Raw genomic sequence first — 15994 nt, 5'->3', positions numbered from 1 at the left:
TGAGAACTACTTTCATTAAAATGGAATAGGCAACGATTGTTGTTCCTACAAATAGTAGTGTCATGCTTCCACCATCCCTTAAGTTGATATTGATTGATACTGATGATTGATACTGATAATTGTTATCACCATCATATCAGGTTATCGCCCAATTGACAATGACTATCATTACTAATATTCATATTTTTGGTGTAAACCTGCTTTTCTCTTGAGCATAGTTTGAATAGTCGCTGGTTGTTTTATTCAGGGCTTTTTCTTCCAAGGGAATTCGGACTGATAGCATCCAGGCATTGAGGATGGTGAAGATGAAGGCTGTGATGTAGGCCTGAAATAGCAACGGTATGACGATGATCTCCAGGGAAACAACTAGATAATTTGGATGCCTGAAAAACCTGTAGGGTCCCTTTTTTACCACATCGGCATCTAGCAAAATGATTATTTTTGTATTCCAGAACTGCCCAAGAGTTGTGATGGCCCAAACTCTCATTATCTGTGCCCCAATAAATAAGGAGAAGAGGACTGTCCATAAGGGACTTATTTCCTTTGACAGAAGGACCACCTCTAAAAGAAAGCTAAGTAAAAAAGCGACATGCAAGCTCACCATGTACCTATAATGCTCCTGGCCGAATTCCACTGCCCCCCTTTCCTTCATCAAGCTTTCATTTCTCTTGGCAATCCCCAGTTCCAGCAATCGCTGGCAGACTAGGAACAAATAAAAAAGAAAGAACATTTTTTCACTCCCATTTCAGCAATAGCAGTTCCGAGCTGAAGCCTGGTCCAAGTGCGCCAGCTATACCTAAATGCCCTTTTTCCGCTTCATTTTCCATGATCTCTTTTAATACGTATAGTACGGTTGCGGACGACATATTACCATAATCCTTCAGCACCCTCAAGGAAGTTTCCAGTTTTCCTTCAGGGACACCCAGGCATTCCTTATAGGCCTCCAACACTTTTTTTCCTCCTGGATGAAAGACAAAGTGTTCAATTTCATTGATGCTTATACGTTGCTGATCAAGGAAGCGTTTGACATTCGGAGCAAGCCAACTCTCGATAATATTTGGGATGTCACGCGAAAATACGACGTATAGGCCTTCATTTTTGATTTCCCAGCCCATCACGTCCTCAGAATCCTTCATGAGAGTGGATTGACTTCCAAGTATTGTTGGATAGGAGTGATAATCATCAACAGCAACTCCATCCCCAGCTACCAGTACACAAGCAATTCCATCAGCAAATAAAGAGGTACCGACAAGATTGCTTTTTGAGTGGTCGTTCTTCTGAAAGGTGAGACTGCATAGCTCCACACTTAGTACCAATACCTTTGCATCTGGAAACGCCAAGCAATACTCATAGGCTCTCGATAATCCTGCAGCGCCACCGGCACATCCCAAACCCCAAATTGGAATTCTCTTCGTATAAGGGGAAAACGGAAGCTTATTCATAATTCGAGCTTCGATACTTGGTGTGGACATGCCTGTTGTGGATATGTAGAAAATCGCCTCTATCTCTTCATAGGGAACCGTACTTTTGAGGGTAACATTGTTGGATAGACAAGCTTTAATGGCATGCACACCATAAGCAACCGCCTCTTCCATATAAATATTATTTCTTTCCTCAAAGGTATGCTGGGTACGGAACCATTCCACATCTCTTGCAAAATGCCTTTTCTCTATCTGCCCGTTCTGGAAAACCGTCAGTAGCCGATTGATATCCTTGAATGATCCTTCAAAAAGCTCTTTGGCAAATTCCACAGCCGTATCCTGCGAAATCGGATATATTGGTATGGCGGTTCCTACTGAAAGTATTTTTGGCATAGTGTGACACACCTCTTGAATTTGGTATTTTTACTATTGCCAAATCGTATAATAATATGCAGAAAATGGTATTTCAAGGGAATAAAAAAGGCTTTCCCTCAAAAAGGGAAAGCGCAATTCGTTTTAAAGGAGTTGTTGTGTTGTGCATTATTATTATAACGAAAAATAGGTGAGATAGCATTGTTAATTATTTGCAATCTACTATTTATAGAATTTGGCCATCCAAAGCTCATCTACATATTCTCCATTGATAAAAGCCTGTTCCTTTTGATTGCCTTCTTCATGGAAACCATATTTCCTGTATAATTGGTACGCCACCTCATTGGAAGAAAACACGGTCAGCGACAGCTTTCTTATATGCTGCTCACACCACATATCTGTATAATCCATGATTTTCTTCCCAATGCCCAGCCCTTGTGCTTCCCGCGCAAGCCATGTACGGAAGATTCCTGTATGCTTCTTCATCTGAAGCTCTCCCCTGATTACCCGCGCGATGCCTACCACCCGGCCATTCCATTCCGCTCCCAGATACATATTTCCTTTCTGCTGCATTTCCCTTATAAAAGCCTTCTCCTCTTCGACAGTGCGTGGCGCCTCTTTCTGTATAAACTCACCGGCAGCAATAATGCTCTCTACCGCTTTTACAATATCCTCTGCATCTTCCTCTTTCACAGGCCTCAGCTTTACTGTGGAACCATCCTTGGCCGTGAACTCTAACAATAAATCGAACATACGAACCTCCACTATTCATTCTTGAGTAACTCATGTTAATACATCCAATCTTATTGTTCAACAAATGAGGGTTTCTAAACAAAATGTTGAAATCTGTTGAAAAATCTAATAAATAATATGATATGATAAAAAAGTACTAGATACTTCAGTTTCAGGAGGTGCTATATGTCCCCCGCAGAGAGCTTAACCCAAGTTTTCAACAGGACTATCGATTCAGTCAAATCGGTCATTCCTATAGACTTCACGTTTGAACAGCCAAGTCTGCATACAGAAAATCTTACAAACGTGGCATTAGGTGTCCTGATCGTCTTAACTGGAGACATCAGAGGTCAACTTATCATCCAAGGAGAACGTACAGTATTCCAGCATATTGGTGCCATGATGTTCGGCATGGAATTGGAAGGTGAAATGCTTCAATCCTTTACAGGCGAGCTTGGCAACATGATCGCCGGCACCCTCTCCTCGAACATTGCTCAAAGTGGTCTTAATATGGATATTACCCCTCCCAATGTTTTGATTGAACAGCAAACTGAATTTCATCAGCACCACCGACTGCATTCTCCCCTTTACTTAAAGGACAACGGTGAAATGCAAATAATTGTAGAATTAGAAAATGCATCATAATTTATTCATACTGTTGAAGTCCAATATAGGGCTTCTTTTTTTGATGTGGAAGTCAAAGAATTTTGCCGCAAAAAAAGCCCCCCTTTTAAGGAGGCCTCTAATCAATTGGCAATTATATTACAGCTGATAAATCCCTTTATACTTTTCTTCCAGGTATTCGATCAAATAGTCTATGTTCAGTTCTTCACCTGTTACCTCTTTCAGAATCTCCAGCGGTTTTTTCATTTTTCCATGCTGATGCACTTTTTCCGTTAGCCAGCCTTTTATGGAATCAAGCTCCCCCTTTTCAAGCAGTTCATCAAAGTTCGGAAGGTCCTTTAACATCGCTTGCTTGAATTGGGCCGCATACATGTATCCTAACGCATAGGACGGGAAGTAGCCGAAGCTTCCACCTGACCAGTGAACATCCTGTAGTACCCCTTTGGCATCGTTTGGAGGGGTAATGCCCAGATAGCTTTCATACTTCTCATCCCAGGCCTTCGGAAGGTCCTTCACTTCCAGCTCGTCATTGAATAATGCTTTCTCCAGTTCATAGCGTATCATTATATGTAGAGCGTAAGTAAGCTCATCCGCTTCAATCCTGATCAAGGAAGGTTTCGCTTCATTGATGGCCAGATAGAAATCCTCCATGCTCAAAGAGTCAAAAGCACCGTTTGCATAACGTTGAAGCGTTTTATAATGTCGTTTCCAGAATGATTCGTTACGGCCTACAAAGTTTTCATAAAACAGAGATTGGGACTCATGGATTCCCATCGAGGTTCCTGTGCAAAGGCCTGTTCCAACCAAATCTGTTGAGATGTTCTGTTCATACAGGGCATGACCACACTCGTGGATAGTACCAAAAACAGCTGTCCGGAAGTCCTGTTCATCGTACTTTGTCGTCACACGCACATCACCAGGGTTAAGACCGATCGCAAATGGATGAACGGTTTCATCCAATCTTCCCGCGTCAAAATCATATTTGAGTTCCTTTAAAACCTCGAGACTGAAACTTTGCTGATTTTCTTTGGAAAATGGAACAAGCAATTCGGATGACCTTGGCTGAACCTTTGAATTCTGAATAGCCTTTACAAGTGGAACAATACGGTCTTTGAGCCTTCCAAAAACCTCATCCAACATAGCTACCGTCACACCTGGTTCATACAGATCCAAAAGGGTGTTATACTTATTATTATCATAGCCCCAATAATCGATGAATTTTTTATTGTATTCCACCAACTTCTCCAGATAAGGCTGAAGCATGGCAAAATCGGACTTGGCTTTTGCCTCTTCCCACACGGATTCCGCCTTGGTGCTTAGCACCACATAATCCTGATATTCTTTGGCAGGGATCTTTTTATTTTGGTCATAGTTCTTTTTCGTTTCCAGTAAGGATGCCTTGGTTACATCGTTTAATGACTGAAACACATCTTCCTGCAGAAGCTGTGCCAGGTAGGCAGCCATCTCCTCTGAAGTTGACATGTTGAATACCTCAGCAGATAATACCCCGATTACATCAGAACGGCGGTCCACTCCTTTTTTCGGCGCACCGGTGCGTAAATCCCAGAAAATAAGGGAAAGTGCTTCTTTATAGCTTTCCATCTTCGTCATATATTCCAAATATTGCTTTTCCAAATCTTTTGTCTCTATCATGCTTCTATCCCCCAACATATCCTAGACTAAGTTTAAGAATACACAATTTTCTTACTAGTTGGCAACACATTTCTGGCCATTCTGGTTTTCTGAGTTAAACAGAAAAATGCTCCGAGCTTAGTGTGCTCGGAGCATCTCATTGTCATATTCAGCCTTGCGATGTTGTAACAGGCACTGTAGGAAGAACCGTTTCTAGCTTGTCCCTTACCTGATTTGGTAAATTTGTTGGCAGGAAGATGGTTATTTCCCCTTGGTCCTCAGATGAACGAATCAGCCTTCCTATTCCCTGTCTTAGGCGAAGAAGCATATAGGGTACGTCCAACTGCATGTACGGATCCTCGAGTCCTTTGCGCTTTGCAGCAAAAACGGGATCATTCGGAGGAAATGGCAGGGACCAGATCACTACATTGGATAGGGATGGACCTGGAATATCGAGCCCTTCCCATAGGTGATAGGCACACAGAACCGATTTTTCATCGTTTTGGAATTCGGAAACAAGTACACTTATTTCCTGTTCCCCTTCATAAAGGAAGCGGTAAGCTGAATTCTGCGCATTTCTATCCTTGAATTGCTGCAGCTCACGCTTGGTTGAAAACAATACAAGCGCACTGCCTTCGGTACGGTTGATCGCTTCCATCGTCGCGTGATATTTCTTGCTGAATCCGACTTCGTCGTTGTCCAGTACTGCCAATCTCAGTCTCATTTTTTCATCATAGTCAAATGGTGAATTAATAGAGAACGATAGATAGTCACTGATACCGAGAGAGGTCGCAAGATAATCAAAGGAATTGTTGTCCGATAGTGTTGCCGAAGAGAATACAAATGGTATTTTTTTAGAGAATACATTCTCCTTCAATACTTCTTCCACCGTTTTAGGCATGACAACCAATGTCAAATCATTTTTTGCCTGCTCGGCCCATGCAATCACATCTTCCTGTGATAGAAGCAATTTCAAAAGGTACTCGATGGAATCCAGATACTCCTCTACAATATGAAGCTGGTAATGGTCCACGGTATGAAGTTCCCCTTCAAACACCAATTGATTTCCGATTTCCTCCACTTTTGCCAGTAGTTTTTTTGCAACACCCACTAAAGCTTGATCCATTTTGATATCTTTTCTGTCTGAACCATCAACGGAGCTTAGGTTGTCTTCTAGAGTTTCAAAGAAAAGGTCATTGGCTTCCAGTGCATCCTCCACAAGCAGGACGAACTCTTCCCTAAGGTCGTTTCCTAATAGTCTTGTAAGCAGCTCTTCTACCATATGCTTTTTGATTTTGTAAGTAAGCGCTTTTTGGGCAGCGTATTCCAATAGATGCCCTTCATCAAAGACAACCGTTGATGCTTCAGGTAATAATGGAAGCTGTCCTTCCCGCTTCCTTTTATCCACCGTCCATACGTGTTCCATGTAAAAGTCGTGGGAGCAGATAATCAGGTCAGTCGATTTACGATAGTGGTCCCTGGATAAGGTTTGTCCACATCGATGGCGCTTTTCACAGCTGAAACAATCCTGAAAGCTATCCCAGCCGATGAGACCCCACTCGTCATCATTCAGTTTGGAATAGTCCTTTCTATCTCCATAAGGATGAAAGGATTGCATCGGAGCTGTTTTGTTTACGAATTTCGGCAAAGAATCAAACACTTCATCAATATTATCAATGTCGTACGTATTTAAAGCATGATCCAATTTATTTAAACAAAGATACTGGTCTGGTGATTTTGCCAATCTTACGTCAAATGTTACATCCAGAATGTTGGAAAGCTTGGCAATATCGCCTTCCTTTTTTACCAGCTGTTCGATTAAGGATTCGTCTGCACAGGTGATAATGGCAGGCTTGCCCATATATCTTGCATAACAGATCGCATATAAAAGATACACCATCGTCTTCCCTGTTCCTACACCTGCTTCAGAGAAAATGACCTTCTTTTCCTTGAATGCCCGTTCTAGTTGAAATGCCATAAAGATTTGCTCATCACGAAGTTCAAACCCTGCTTCCGGCAGAATGTCATAAAATACATCCCCGATCCATTCGTTCAAACGATCAAAAAAAGAATCACCCTTGTTCATTGTAAAAGGCAGACGATTGTTCATATTATGTACCTCCGTGAAAAAATTTGCATCATGAAAAGTTTCCGTCACAAAAAAGTTTGCATCTGAACATTATTGAAAAAATAGCGGGTTTTGTCAAGCTTTTTATCCAAAATAAAAAGTTCCCCTTCCTTTAAAGGGAAACTTTTCAGCCTTTCATTATATGAATCATGCTCTCATCCACATAGGACGCGTGCAGCATGGCTTTCATATATTCCTCGCGTGCAGCCCTCATACGCTCCACACATTCACCTTCGAGCAGGTTCTCATTGGCGAGACTTTGATAGCTGCTCTCGAGCGCTTTTGAAATTTTCATAAAATCATTTACATGCAAAGGCATAGAAATCCCCTCCATCCTTACTACTGATAGAAGTATTCTATGCCCAGTTTCGTATTAATATACGTTGTCTCAGCAGATTATTGTACAAGCCCTACGCTCACTGTTCCTCACTGCTGGAATCTTCTTTTGAGTCTTTTTTCTTTTTCTCTTCTTCAGCTTCGTACTTGATGTCCTCCAAGGGCAATTCGTCAATCGGCATCACCAGCTGGTCACGCCTTTTCTGCTTTTTTTCGTTTTCCTTGAAGGCTTTTTCTTTTTCATTTCTTTCCAAAAGCTCTTTTTCTTTTCTTTTGTTTGTCACCGAAATCACTCCTTTGTAACCATTTCCCTGGGAGCTCGGTTGATAAACAATTCTTAGACGTTTCTAGGGGGACGCTTGCCCCAATATTGGTAATAGTCTGTTTTGATGAATCCGTTGAACAGTTTTCTTTTTTTCGTAGCCTTTCTCCCGAAAAAACTCTCAAACCCTTCATGGGATGTAAGAATATAAATGGACCATGTATCCAGTTCTTTAAAGGCTTTACCCATGTCGCGGTACATCTTCTCCACCTCAGGACGTTCACCAAGTCGCTCACCGTAAGGAGGATTTCCGACTATGACTCCGTACTCTTTTTTCGTTGTGAAATCAGATACCTGCATCTGTTTGAATGAGATCAGTTCCCCAAGCCCCGCTTCAAAAGCATTTTCCTTCGCTATGGAAATCATGCGATGGTCAATATCATATCCGGAAATGTCCAAAGGCTGATCATAGTTTGCTTTCTCTTCCACTTCTTGACGGGCTCTTTCCCATAGTGCATCGCCAATCCAGTGCCAGTCCTCAGAGACGAAATCCCTGTTGAAGCCCGGAGCGATATTCTGTCCTATCATGGCTGCTTCAATGGCAATAGTACCAGAGCCGCAGAAAGGATCGGCAAATGGCTTATCAGGAGTCCAGTTGGTTAACATCACCAAGGCTGCAGCCAACGTTTCTTTTAAAGGTGCCTCCCCTTGGTCTGCGCGATAGCCACGTTTATGCAACCCAATTCCCGATGCATCGATGGTGAGCTGGACATTATCCTTTAGGATCGCCACCTCAATTTTATAGACAGCGCCTTTTTCATCCAGCCAGTCGGATTGAATATTATAATGCTGCTTGATTTTGTTCACTACCGCCTTTTTCACGATTGCCTGACAATCCGGCACACTGGAAAGCTGTGATTTCACTGATTTCCCGATAACAGGAAATTCCGCATCCTCTGGGAGGTAATCTCCCCATGGCAATGCTTTTGTTTGTTCAAAAAGCTGGTCAAATGTAGTCGCTTTAAATTCCCCAACCACCACTTTGATGCGGTCGGCTGTTCTAAGCCACAGGTTTGCACGGCAGATGGCAAGTGCATCCCCGTAGAAGATGACCTTTCCATTATCTACAGTGCAATCGTATCCCAGATCCTTCACTTCTTTTGCCACTAGGGATTCCAGTCCCATTGCAGCAGTTGCAATTAATTTAAATTTGTTTTTCATCTTGTCACCCTAACCTTTTAAGCAAATATGTATGTAATCTATTGTAGCCAATATTCTATCAGACAAGCCTCTATAAAAGGGCCTTTTCTTAATACAAAAGCTCTCCTGGGATCAGGAGAGCTTATTCTAAAATCTACATCATAATCATGCGACATCCAATCAATAGCGATCTGTAAGCCATGTTCTGTTCCTTTGTACTGCAAACGGATTGCTCCTTGTACTCAGGTGGTAACCATCTGTCTACAGATAATATAAGATTATCTGTCCTTCTCATTCGTTCGGATTCCATAGAGAAGGTGCCCCTACCATTGTTTGGGTTTCTCGCTCGAGGGGTTTACCGCGTTCCACTCCTGCAATTTCTTGCCGGACTACGTCACTGTGGCACTTTCAAGGTATTCACACCATATCTCTCGACTTAGGTGCTTTCCCTGCCGTTAGCCCAGTAAATACCAGACTACCCTAGCTTATTTTTTCGCTAGGCACGAACACTACAGGCATCACAGCCTGTGCGAGCATGGACTTTCCTCTACAGATAAACTGTAGCGGTTACCCAATCACTATTGATGTCAGCAAGATATAGTATAGTAAATCTGAATGATTAATGCAACTGTAAAATACTGTTATTCGTATAACTTGCTGCCGAATACATGCTTCTCCAGATTGGAGAGCCTACGAAGGATGTCAAAGTTCGTGGAGCCTGTGTTGCTTGAGCTCTGTTGCGGTTTTTTGCCCGCTTCCTCCACTTGTCGTTTCAATCGTGCGTTTTCTTGCATCAGAAGGTCATATTCCTGATAGAATGTTTCATAGTCCTTGATCACAACATCCAAAAACTTATCAACATCCTCAGCCTTATAGCCTCTCATGCCTGCTTTAAATTCTTTTTCCAAAATTTCTTTTGCTGTCAATTTGATTTTATCAGATAGCATAAGTTCCTCACCTCAATGCTAGTGCCACATTTATCTTATTATTTTTTCAAAAAAAGGGGCACTTGTCAATTTCTCTTTAATAGTATTTGGATAATTTTTATAAATATGATTTCGGCAAATTTTTATTAGTCAGTTACCAATCATGTTGTGCATTAAATTGTTCTTCCTCAACCACCAATTGAAGCTCATAGTCATCAATCATGAATATCGGATAGGATTGCTCGGCCGCTTTCCTTTTGGCCATTTCAATCATATATTGAGGATTACCCGGCCTCTCTTCATCATAAACCACCAATAAGCCATCCGACTTATCAATAAGAAACTGGTTTTTCATGCGAAGCTGAAGAGGCGATTCGTACTTTTTTTTGGTAATCGAATCAATATGATCGGCTTGAGACATAATCAGCTCATAATGCTCTTTGTTGGATTCACTCCAATTTTCTTCCTGTGAAAGAAATGGAGTAAATACTGCAAGTTTCAGGTCGGGATAGGTTGTTTGAAGCTCATAGACCACTTCCGCTCCCCATAGCTCAACCCCCAACTGACCACTGATGACAATCCATTCTAACTCATGTCCCTCTTCCAGTAAAGAGACAATCCGTTTTTGGATGGCTTTTTTAATATAGCGTACAGCTGGATCATTCTTTTTAAACACTTGCAGTTCATGCGATTTATAACCTGTCAGGACGAGTACTTTCATAGACACCTCATAAGTTAATAATAGATATGTACGCACAAAAGCGCAAGAACTAAGATTATTTGAATAATTATTAAAAAGAAAAAGAACTGGCTTCTCACCAGTTCCTTTATATAATCAGAGTAACGTATTTTTTTGACTTGTCAATACGGGTTTATCTTCCGTATGGTTTGCAATGCCCAGGCATTCCGCCGCCGTAACCCATTCCAGGGCCACCAGGCATTCCGCCGCCATAGCCCATACCAGGACCTTGTGATGCTCCCAATACTTGACCTCCAGGCATTCCACCAGGACCTTGGTATGCCCCCATTACTTGACCAGGTCCTCCTTGACCCATGCCAGGCGCTCCAGGACCACAGTTGAAGTTTTGGTGTGAAACTGAGTCAACCATTGATTCAGTGTGTGGGAAGTAATGCTTATGCTGGAACATTTGGTTATTAACATATGTTGTGTGAGAAGGGTGAATGTGAGTAACCTCATTTACGGATTGTAAGTTCTTTACACAACATTTAGTAGGATGAACGATTGGTCCCATCATGTTTGGTCTGCAGTTGTACATACTTATGATCTCCTTTCATTTTTTGTTTTTCTCTTTACATTAACAAACTATGAAAGAAGGGTGATACATGTACTAATACAAACACCTATTTTACGGAGATATACCCGTTTGCCTATGAAAATTATAGCAAAATCGTGTAGATATCTTCTTTAAGATTCGAAAATACAAAAAGTGTCAGACCGATAACAACAAAAAACAAACACAAAATTAATCTTGACAACGCTCTCTCTCCCATGCTTTTCCTTTGTTTAATAGTAAATCACAATATTTAATTTTACATGGTAAATGTTACGTTGACAATACAAATCATGCGATTATTTGACAAAATACGAAATATATTTCAGGCTTCTAGTTTCCTTTTCAGCCTCTCTATCCTTTTCATATATTTGTCACTATTCTTGCCTTCCCTATTGCGCAACATAAGCTGTTTTTCCTTCCATGAATCAAAGGCTTGTTCTGCATAAAAAAGTGCGGCTGAATAATCTTTTTCTTTATGTTCGAGAAGCATCGATAGTTCGATGGCCGCTTCTTCCTTTTTCGGATTTTCTTTATTGCCAAATGATTGCAGGAACAGCTCTTTCGCTTCATCGTAACTTGCTTCCCGCTTTTTGATGAGTCCCAATTTATAGGAAGCTCCCCAGGATTGTTCGACAATATTTTCATATATCCTTGTAGCAATCTTTTTTTCGCCAAGCGAATCGAACCATCTTCCTACTTCAAATTCCTCTTTTTCATTGCGTATTTCAGAATCCGACTGTAATAGTTTTGAGAGATGAATATACAGGGTGATAAGGGTGAGTACATCCCATTCATTGTGCTTCAGCACGCCCTTGATCCCCTCCATTTCATGCGTCTTTACAAAGTCGAAATAGATCATCGGTGCGAGGAAACCCGGAATATCATTTTCTCGTTTGATGCCTAGTATCTCTTTCTCAACGTTCACTAACCGAATAGACTCCATAGTATTCTTCCATAATCGCCTAGAAGCATGCAAAAGATCGAAATGGCCGAACAGTGGGAGTTTAGGGACGTGTTCCCTTACAAGCGTGTGCCTTGTTTTGACTTGTGGCCAGTCAAACGCTTTCCCGTTATAAGTGACTAGTGTGGTATAATCTACCTCCTGAAGGAAGCTCTGGTAGAGGGCAACCTCATTTCCCGGCGCAGGAAGAAGATGCTGTCTGACCACCACTTTATCCTCATGCACCCTGGCATATCCCAGAAGGAAAATTGTGGTTCCTGCTCCCCCGCTAAGTCCTGTAGTTTCCGTATCAAAAAAGAACAAGTCCTTACACTGATGACCTTTGGCTGATAGTGGATGTTCTGTATTATCTTTTTGCCATTGATCCATTACAGGGAGGATTTCACCCAGGGTATAATGCCCATGCTTGTAATCGAGCGGATACTCCACTTCACGGATCAGGCAATACTCCTCGTGAAAATGAAACGGCACCGCACCATAGGCCCCCCATTCGTCAGCATTAGGTATTGATTCGCTGGTGGATGCAGGAGGAATACTTTCTTCCTTTATTGTTTCCACTACTTGCTTCCCTGTCTGGAGATGATTTTTCATTCTGTTTAATTTGTTTTTTAAAGACATGTTTTACTCCTTTATACAAGTTGCTGTAGTAGTTGTAATGATAGTTTTTTCGTGTCATCCATTGCATAATCGGCACCAATGCATGAAGGACAGCCATTCTTGCAAGGACAGTTTCCAATAAGCTCGCTCGCTCTATCAAAAAGCTCCCCCACTTTTTCATAAGCTTTCTCGCTTAATCCGACACCACCAGGATAGCGGTCATAGAAATAGATGACCGGCTTTTCATCATGAGTTGATTTTACCTGTGGTACGACTTGAAGGTCCATCGGTTCGCACATGAGTAGAAGCGGTGCGACAGCTTTAAGGGCATGGGAAAGCCCAATTAGGCTTTTTTCGAGTTCATCTGCACCAAGAGCTTCCGTAATATTCTCCTCAAGGGAGATCCACGTAGCATTGGTATGGAGCTCTTCTTCAGGAAGATGGATCGGTCCGGAACCAATATTCTCATGTGTCTCGAATTTAATCTTTTTGAAAATGGTCGCCATCGCTTTAACGGATACATCTCCAAAGGATACCGCTCCTGCTGGGTAGTTCCTCTGTTTGTCGACCTCGAGAACATCAAGGGAGACAGCAAGGTTCGCATCTGTAAAGTAGTCTACATTCACTTCTCTGACAAAAGCTTTTTTTTCTTCCCAATCCAGCTTTTCCACCTGATATTGGATGCCCTGATGCAGATAGATGGCTTCATCATGCAATAGTGTCATCGCACTGAAGCGGTCCATCTCTCCGATCACTTTGTTGGCAGGCTCCACCGTCTGATCAATGATGATGACATTTTCCTGGGAGGCGGAGCGCAGGCTGATGTTATGTGCAGGAAATGCATCGTTCATCCAATGCCACTTCCCTCCATTTTCATGAAGCACCCTCTCCTCCGTCAGATAGTCAAGGATGTCTTCCAGCTCAACCCCATCAAAGGTATCCCCTTTTTTAAATGGAAGTTCATAAGCAGCGCATTTGATATGATCGACTAGTATGACAAGATTGTTCGGATTGATTCTGGCTGACTCTGGACTGCTTTTCAGGAAAAATTCCGGATGCTGGATGACGTACTGATCAAGAGGGCTGGAACTTGCAACCATGACAATGACAGCCTCCCCTTGCCTTCTCCCAGCCCTGCCAGCCTGCTGCCAGGCGCTCGCAATGGTCCCGGGATAGCCGGTCATGATACATACCTGAAGCTGACCGATGTCCACACCTAGTTCAAGTGCATTGGTACTGACGACCCCATAAATTTCCCCGTTTCTCAAACCTTTTTCAATCTCACGCCTTTGAGTTGGCAGGTATCCTCCACGATAGCCCTGGATCGACTTTTTGCCTAGCTGGTTTTTCACTAGATTCTGCAGATAGGTCAAGAGGATTTCCACTCTCACTCTACTCTTCGCGAAAACAATCGTCTGGATCTTTTCCTGTAGGAATTCGCTTGCAAGTTTCCTTACTTCGAGCGTGGCACTCCGGCGAATATTCAACGGTTTGTTGACGATTGGCGGATTATAAAAAACGATATGCTTTTTACTAGAAGGGGCCCCATTATTACTTATCAGCTCAAATTGCTCCCCTGTAAGCTCCTCTGCCAGTTCCTTTGGGTTGGCTATTGTGGCGGACGTACAGATGAAGGTCGGATTGCTCCCGTAGAAACGGCAAATCCGTTTTAACCTGCGAATGACATTGGCTACATGGCTCCCAAAAACACCGCGGTACGTATGCAGTTCATCAATAACGATGTACTCGAGGTTTTCGAACAAGGACACCCATTTCGTATGATGTGGCAGGATGGCAGAATGAAGCATATCAGGATTCGTGATTACGACATGGCCAGCTTTTCGCACCTTCTGCCGGATGGCCGGAGCCGTATCCCCATCGTAGGTGTAACTGTTGATAGGAACACCCATTTGCGTAATGATTTCATTCAGCTCGCTCATCTGGTCCTGCGCCAGAGCTTTTGTCGGAAAAAGATAAAGTGCCCTGCTTTCCTTATTGGCGATGATTTTCTGAAGAACAGGCAGATTGTAGCAGAGCGTCTTGCCAGAGGCCGTTGGTGTAACAGCTACAAAATGCTTTTTATGTATAGCCGCTTCAAAGGCTGCTGCTTGATGGGTATAAAGACTTGATATTCCTCTGCTGGTTAATGCATTGCGAAGCCTGTCATCTATTTCTTCCGGAAATGACACCGATTGCGCTTCCTTTGGCGGAACTGTTTCCCAATGAACGATATTTTGAGCGATCGATTCCTCCGTTTTCATCCAATCTATTACTTCATGAATTGATTTTCTCCACATGTTTCCTTCACCTCATTATCTACCTTCTATTTTAGCGAATAGGCGTTCGCTTCGTAAAGGGGGGAGAATTGGTTAATTTATGAAATCATTTCACATATATCACTTACCAAAATATTCCCTTCTACTATATAATGAAAAAATACTTAGAATTTTGGATGGAGGGATTTGTTTACATATTTTTTGGGGTATAGGCAAAAGAATAAAATAGGTCATATGTGAGGGTGATGGTATGAGTTTTTTTCAACTATTAAAAAAAGGAAATAAATCCTCCGGGATTGCGGCTCTTGCAAACACGGTGCTGGCAATCATCAAGGGGATCGCGGCAATTTATAGCGGCAGCGGAACCATGCTTGCCACCACTTTCCACTCCTTGGCGGATGCCACTAATCAAGGTTTTGTCTTTTTAGGGAGTGCGCTAGCGGAGAAAGCACCAACCAAAAGGTTCCCAACAGGTTTCGGACGTGTTGTTAACCTATTTGTATTAGTCGCTGTAATCGTCATCTCGATTATGGCGTATGAAACGATAATTAAGGGATGGGAGCTTATTGTTCATCCAAAAGAATCCACAAACATCATTTTGAACAGTGTCATTTTGATTATAGCTGTCTTGATTGACGGACTCGTCTTGATTAAAGCAGCGAAGGAAATTGCGAAAGAAACGAGAACGGAAAACAGTGGCGGCGGTGTGTTGATTGGAGCGTTCAAAAATGTTCGTCTTGCTTCCCCCCCTACCAGACTTGTTTTCTATGAGGATATTATCGCAACATTTGGAGCTGCGTTAGCTCTGGTAACGATTATGATTGCGCACTTCACTGGTCTGTACTTTCTTGATGGAGTTGGAACGATTCTGATAGGTATACTATTGATAGGCATCGCTTTAAAAATAGGATATGAAAATACGATTGGCCTGATCGGAGTTGCAGCACCGAAAGAAGTAGAGACACGTATTGTCGACATGATTCTTTCCGATCCCGATGTAGTGGACATCAAGAATATACGAATTCTTCAGGAAGGCCGTAAATATCATGTGGAAAGCTACATAGAGCTTCGTGAAGGCTTCACACTGGCGGATGCCGATGATATTAAGTTCAGGGTAAGAGACCTGCTATATACAGATCCGGATATTGGGGATGTCGTTCTTGGAATTCTGGAAAGTGATGGCGTTGTCACCTGGGATAAGGGTAAAATTTAACCTCATGAACTGGCAACAC

15 protein-coding genes and 1 other RNA gene are annotated in these 15994 nt (G+C 42.4%); 2 read left to right on the top strand and 14 right to left on the bottom strand.

Annotated elements, in window-relative coordinates:
• Positions 1-178: 178 nt before the first annotated feature.
• The 3 genes from ABN702_RS07385 to ABN702_RS07375 form a co-directional block, all read right to left on the bottom strand.
• The gene (locus tag ABN702_RS07385) at positions 179-730 is read right to left on the bottom strand and encodes an isoprenylcysteine carboxyl methyltransferase family protein (protein ID WP_417900071.1); all 552 of its coding nucleotides are present in this window, start codon (positions 728-730) and stop codon (positions 179-181) included.
• 4 nt (positions 731-734) lie between these two features.
• Positions 735-1814, bottom strand: a complete 1080-nt coding sequence (locus tag ABN702_RS07380; protein ID WP_417900070.1) for a type III polyketide synthase — start codon at positions 1812-1814, stop codon at positions 735-737.
• Between the two features lie 201 nt (positions 1815-2015).
• Entirely contained in the window at positions 2016-2546 is a 531-nt protein-coding gene (locus ABN702_RS07375) for a GNAT family N-acetyltransferase (protein WP_417900069.1), read from the bottom strand.
• 165 nt (positions 2547-2711) lie between these two features.
• Here ABN702_RS07375 and ABN702_RS07370 point away from each other — a divergent pair, with 165 nt between their 5' ends.
• On the top strand, positions 2712-3170 hold the full coding sequence (locus tag ABN702_RS07370; RefSeq protein ID WP_417900068.1) for a chemotaxis protein CheX: 459 nt from the start codon (positions 2712-2714) through the stop codon (positions 3168-3170).
• Between the two features lie 117 nt (positions 3171-3287).
• On the opposite strand, the gene ABN702_RS07365 is transcribed toward ABN702_RS07370, so the two are convergent.
• The 11 genes from ABN702_RS07365 to ABN702_RS07315 all read right to left on the bottom strand — a co-directional run bounded on the left by ABN702_RS07365 (position 3288) and on the right by ABN702_RS07315 (position 14783).
• Entirely contained in the window at positions 3288-4802 is a 1515-nt protein-coding gene (locus ABN702_RS07365; RefSeq protein WP_417900067.1) for a carboxypeptidase M32, read from the bottom strand.
• Between the two features lie 148 nt (positions 4803-4950).
• A complete protein-coding gene (locus ABN702_RS07360) occupies positions 4951-6891 on the bottom strand; it encodes an ATP-dependent DNA helicase (RefSeq protein WP_417900066.1) in 1941 nt (646 codons plus the stop codon).
• 145 nt (positions 6892-7036) lie between these two features.
• Entirely contained in the window at positions 7037-7228 is a 192-nt protein-coding gene (locus tag ABN702_RS07355) for a hypothetical protein (RefSeq protein WP_417900065.1), read from the bottom strand.
• A gap of 97 nt (positions 7229-7325) precedes the next feature.
• A complete protein-coding gene (locus ABN702_RS07350) occupies positions 7326-7529 on the bottom strand; it encodes a hypothetical protein (protein WP_417900064.1) in 204 nt (67 codons plus the stop codon).
• A 53-nt stretch (positions 7530-7582) separates the two neighbouring features.
• The gene (locus ABN702_RS07345) at positions 7583-8728 is read right to left on the bottom strand and encodes a THUMP domain-containing class I SAM-dependent RNA methyltransferase (protein WP_417900063.1); all 1146 of its coding nucleotides are present in this window, start codon (positions 8726-8728) and stop codon (positions 7583-7585) included.
• 168 nt (positions 8729-8896) lie between these two features.
• An RNA gene (gene rnpB / locus ABN702_RS07340) (RNase P RNA component class B) lies at positions 8897-9286 on the bottom strand.
• A 62-nt stretch (positions 9287-9348) separates the two neighbouring features.
• Positions 9349-9654: a cell division regulator GpsB gene (gene gpsB, locus ABN702_RS07335; RefSeq protein WP_417900062.1), complete on the bottom strand. Its 306-nt coding sequence runs from the start codon at positions 9652-9654 to the stop codon at positions 9349-9351.
• 133 nt (positions 9655-9787) lie between these two features.
• Positions 9788-10354 carry a DUF1273 domain-containing protein gene (locus ABN702_RS07330; protein WP_417900061.1) on the bottom strand — a complete coding sequence of 189 codons (567 nt, stop codon included), beginning with the start codon at positions 10352-10354 and terminating at the stop codon, positions 9788-9790.
• A gap of 151 nt (positions 10355-10505) precedes the next feature.
• Positions 10506-10910 (bottom strand): CotD family spore coat protein, encoded by a 405-nt coding sequence (locus tag ABN702_RS07325; RefSeq protein WP_417900060.1) that lies wholly within the window; start codon positions 10908-10910, stop codon positions 10506-10508.
• 340 nt (positions 10911-11250) lie between these two features.
• The gene (locus tag ABN702_RS07320) at positions 11251-12507 is read right to left on the bottom strand and encodes a ribonuclease H-like domain-containing protein (RefSeq protein ID WP_417900059.1); all 1257 of its coding nucleotides are present in this window, start codon (positions 12505-12507) and stop codon (positions 11251-11253) included.
• Between the two features lie 11 nt (positions 12508-12518).
• Positions 12519-14783 carry a DEAD/DEAH box helicase gene (locus ABN702_RS07315; RefSeq protein ID WP_417900058.1) on the bottom strand — a complete coding sequence of 755 codons (2265 nt, stop codon included), beginning with the start codon at positions 14781-14783 and terminating at the stop codon, positions 12519-12521.
• A 229-nt stretch (positions 14784-15012) separates the two neighbouring features.
• Between ABN702_RS07315 and ABN702_RS07310 the strand changes: the two genes are divergently transcribed.
• Positions 15013-15975, top strand: coding sequence for a cation diffusion facilitator family transporter (locus ABN702_RS07310; protein WP_417900057.1), 963 nt, complete (start codon positions 15013-15015; stop codon positions 15973-15975).
• Positions 15976-15994 lie beyond the last annotated feature (19 nt).

This window comes from Bacillus haimaensis, from assembly GCF_048270625.1.
Taxonomy (GTDB): domain Bacteria; phylum Bacillota; class Bacilli; order Bacillales; family Bacillaceae_I; genus Sutcliffiella_A; species Sutcliffiella_A haimaensis.
Note: the sequence above shows the minus strand (reverse complement) of the source record. Positions and strands in the feature narration are given on the sequence as shown.